The sequence below is a fragment of the uncultured Veillonella sp. genome, from assembly GCF_905209685.1.
Classification (GTDB): domain Bacteria; phylum Bacillota; class Negativicutes; order Veillonellales; family Veillonellaceae; genus Veillonella.
In genome coordinates, this window is the sequence record NZ_CAJLUB010000176.1 from 1 (window position 1) to 2,749 (window position 2,749).

Below are 2,749 nucleotides of genomic sequence, written 5' to 3' on the forward strand. Positions count from 1 at the left end.
GCCAACCAGCGCCTGAAAAACTCGTGTATGAAGCAGGTAAAAAGATGGGGTTCTTGACGGATCCTGAATATAATCCAGCGCATATTGCGCGTATTTTAATAGATGCAGGTTGGCCAAAAGAAACGAGAGCAGCAGCCCTTGAGCGCTTGAGCTATGATGATGAAAAAATTGTAGACTCCACGCTAGAGGTATTAACTGAGCTTGAAGGCTTTGGTCATTCTGTAATGGTGGTATTAGGATGAGACATTTTTTCGGAATTCCTGATGAGGAATTTATCCGCGGCGACGTGCCGATGACGAAATGCGAGATTCGCAAAGCCGTTATGAACGAGGCACGCATCGAGGAGGATAGCATTGTCCTTGACGTTGGTGCTGGTACAGGCTCTATTTCTATTGAAGCAGCCTTAGCAGCTCCTAAAGGGCATGTATATGCGATTGAGCGCTTTGATAAAGGCATCGACCTTATCAATGAAAACATGAAGAAATTCAATGTAAATAATATGACAGTTATTAAGTCCAAAGCTCCTGAAGGTATGGAAGAATTACCTGAGCTTGATGCGGTTATTATCGGCGGTAGCGCTGGCGGTATGACAGGCATTATGGACGAGGCACAACGTCTATTAAAAATTGGTGGCCGTTTAGTTGTAACTGCTGTAACAATGGAAACTGGTTATACAATCCTTAAAGAGTTGAAAGGTCGTCCTTTCACCTATGAAGGTTACCAAATGTCCATTAGCCGTTACCGCAAGGCTGGTCCCTATCATTTGTTAGACCCATTGAGTCCAATTTTCATTGTATCTGCAACGCGTATCGCAGAAGGAGAGTAATATGGTTGACGTACATATCGTAGGCGCAGGCCCTGGAGATCCCGAGTTAATTACTCGCAAAGGGTATCGTTTAGTGCAAGAGGCAGACGTTGTTATTTATGCTGGCTCCTTGGTAAACCCTGCTATTTTAGAGGCTTGTAAACCAGGCTGTGAAATCCATAACAGTGCTACTATGAATCTTGATGAGGTGTTAGCTGTTATGAAAGCTTCTGTTGAGGCTGGTAAAAGCGTAGTTCGCCTTCACACAGGTGATCCTGCTATTTACGGTGCTATTCAAGAGCAAATGGATGCACTGGCTGGTATGGGCATTTCTTATGAAGTTGTGCCAGGCGTAAGTTCTTTCCTTGCCACAGCAGCGGCTTTGAAACAAGAATATACACTACCTAATGTATCTCAAACAGTAATTATTACACGTATGGAAGGTCGTACACCGATGCCTCCAAAGGAAAAATTGCGCATGTTAGCATCTCACGAAGCAACAATGTGTATTTTCCTTAGTGTTCAAATGTTAGATAAGGTTGTAGCTGAACTCATTGAGGGCGGTTATGACAAAACGACTCCAGTGGCAATCGTGGTAAAAGCGTCTTGGCCTGACCAACGCATTATCCGTGGCACATTGGAAACTATTGCGGACATAGTAGCTAAAGAGGGCGTATTGCGCCAAGCTATGATCGTAGTAAGCCATGTATTAGATAGCGAATACGAATTATCTAAACTCTACGATAAAGGCTTTGCTCACATGTACCGCAGTGCTAAGGACTAATATGATGAAAGAACTAGAAACTGTTGCATCTACGACTGGAACAAAGAAGAATAGAACAGCCATTCTCTCTGTGTCTGAACGAGGTGCAAAGCTAGGTCAACGCATCAAGTCTTTGGTGGCACCCCATGCGGATTGCTTTGAAAAGGAAAACCGTCCCTCTGGTGGTGAGGCTATTTATTTTGATTCCCTTAAAAACCATATTGGACAGATTTTCAAGGATTACGATCAAGTATTATGTATCATGGCACTCGGTATTGTAGTGCGCATGATCGCACCCTATATTGAGCATAAATCAAAGGATCCTGCAGTAGTCGTAATGGATGAAGTAGGACACCATGTAATTAGCTTATTGTCTGGGCACCTTGGGGGCGCCAACGAATGGACTCAGTCCATTTCGCTGGCCATCGATGCGGATCCTGTTATTACAACGGCAACGGATGTAAACGGATTGCCCGCGCCTGATGTGTTGGCGCGCCACGAGCATCTATTGGTCGACGATTTTCAAACCTTAATCAATGTGAACTCTGCCATTGTTGGGGGAGAACAGGTTGATTATTATATCGATGCAAGCTTACCAAATGCAGAGCATTTAGAACAAGCAGCGAAAGCTCATATTGGTGAGCATGGTATGGTTCATATTGTTTCGTTGAATCAACTTGAGACTATGCCATGTAAAAATGAAAGCGCTGAAGATGGTTCATCTCGAGTTGTAATTACTGATAAAGTAATTACCGAGTATGGTCACCAATTGATTTTGCGCCCTCGTACGTATACGATGGGCATTGGCTGTCGTCGGGATACACCGAAGGAATTAATCCTTGATGCCATACAACAGTCGCTAGCAGCACATAAACTTTCATCAAAGAGCCTTGTAACGGCTGCATCAGTCATCGTTAAACAAGATGAAGTAGGCCTCTTAGAGGCTATGCAAATTATGGGGTGGCCTATCGTGTTCTATACACAGGACGAGATGGCACCACTCATTGAAGAAGAAGAATTAAAAGAATCTAATTTTGTAAAAGGAACTATAGGAGTAGGAAACGTATGCGAGACAACAGCATTATTAGCGGCCAAGAGCCGAACACTAATACAGCACAAAACAATTTATCCCAAAACAACGGTAGCCATTGCACAGGTAACATCAAAGTAATCGGCATTGG

At 43.6% G+C, this 2,749-nt stretch carries 3 protein-coding genes and 1 pseudogene; all 4 read left to right on the forward strand.

Annotated features, from left to right (window positions below; genetic code table 11):
- Window positions 1-242 (forward strand): annotated as a pseudogene (locus QZ055_RS09070) (precorrin-6y C5,15-methyltransferase (decarboxylating) subunit CbiE); the annotation flags it as partial.
- Window positions 239-826 (forward strand): precorrin-6Y C5,15-methyltransferase (decarboxylating) subunit CbiT, encoded by a 588-nt coding sequence (gene cbiT / locus QZ055_RS09075; RefSeq protein WP_054748358.1) that lies wholly within the window; start codon window positions 239-241, stop codon window positions 824-826. The pseudogene QZ055_RS09070 and the gene cbiT, both read left to right, overlap by 4 nt.
- 1 nt (window position 827) lies before the next feature.
- Complete coding sequence (gene cobM, locus QZ055_RS09080) at window positions 828-1,589, forward strand: precorrin-4 C(11)-methyltransferase (RefSeq protein ID WP_004697358.1); 762 nt, start codon at window positions 828-830, stop codon at window positions 1,587-1,589.
- Between the two features lie 4 nt (window positions 1,590-1,593).
- Entirely contained in the window at window positions 1,594-2,739 is a 1,146-nt protein-coding gene (locus tag QZ055_RS09085) for a cobalt-precorrin 5A hydrolase (protein ID WP_295826383.1), read from the forward strand.
- Window positions 2,740-2,749: the final 10 nt, after the last annotated feature.